Raw genomic sequence first — 427 nt, forward strand, 5'->3', positions numbered from 1 at the left:
ATAGTATAAGTTGCTCTTAATTTTAATGAATAAAAAAAGTAAAATAACAGACGGATTACTCGTTAAGCAATACCAAAAGGGAGATACAAAGGCATTATCGTTACTAGTAAAACGCTGGCATAAACAATTTTGTAGTAAGGCTTTTTGGTTAGTTAAAGATGCCGATTTAGCTAAAGACATTGCTCAAGATAGTTGGAAAACTATAATAGATAAATTAAATCAATTAAAGGAACCTAATTATTTTGGTAGTTGGGCGTTGCGTATTGTATATACAAAGTCTTTAGATAGTCTTAAAGCTAATGCTAAACAGCTAATATTATTAGAAAAATATTCTTATGCACACCAACTAGATAACCTTACTATTACAAATAATAGTAGTATCAATCAAAAATTATTGAAGGCGATATATGAGCTTCCAGAACATCAA

1 protein-coding gene is annotated in these 427 nt (G+C 29.0%); it reads left to right on the forward strand.

What is annotated here, in order from left to right; genetic code table 11:
- Positions 1–25: 25 nt before the first annotated feature.
- A partial coding sequence (locus ACVC2P_RS07175; RefSeq protein ID WP_452597798.1) for an RNA polymerase sigma factor occupies positions 26–427 on the forward strand: 402 nt, incomplete at its 3' end.

Source organism: Pontimicrobium sp. MEBiC01747 (assembly GCF_053601635.1).